Annotated in this window: 1 protein-coding gene; it reads right to left on the bottom strand. The window is 69.3% G+C overall.

From position 1 onward, the window contains the following. Positions 1 to 314: 314 nt before the first annotated feature. A partial coding sequence (locus OQ02_RS39215) for a PLP-dependent transferase (protein ID WP_197043720.1) occupies positions 315 to 577 on the bottom strand: 263 nt, incomplete at its 5' end.

Genomic DNA, 577 nt, shown 5'->3' on the forward strand with positions numbered 1-577 from the left:
GCTGGATGTCGTGCTGCGCGACTGAGTTCCGGCGGGCCCTGGCGTTCTGATTCGCACTGTGCCCCGCCGAGTCGCGCTCGTGTGTCCCGGTCCGGCAGGCCGAGATCGAGCACCACGGCCTCGGTCCGGCAACTATCGCGTGCGACTTCACCCCGCTCACCGCGACACCGCCACGCTGGCAGAGGCGCGGGGCACCCGAGGTGCGTCACCGAAGCCGTCGATGACGCACCCGCATCCCTCAGTGGCGGGCCAGCCCACCTCATTTTCGCCCCGGACCGGAGCTCCTAGCTACCTTTTCTCGGCGGTCAACGGGCTCAGCCCAGGGCGCCGTCCAGGTCCTCCAGCAGGTCGTCGACGTCTTCCAGCCCCACCGAGATCCGGACCGTACCGTCGGTGATCCCCGCTGCCGCCCGAGCCTCGGGCGTGAGACGCCGGTGTGTGGTCGTGGCCGGGTGCGTCACCATCGACTTCGCATCGCCCAGGTTGTTCGAGATGTCGATGATCCGCAGCCGGTCCAGGAACGCGAAAGCCTCGTCCTTCCGGCCGTCCCCGACGCCGAGCTCGAACGTCACCACCG

Origin of the sequence: Saccharothrix sp. NRRL B-16314, assembly GCF_000716595.1 — a bacterium.
Taxonomy (GTDB): Bacteria; Actinomycetota; Actinomycetes; order Mycobacteriales; family Pseudonocardiaceae; genus Actinosynnema.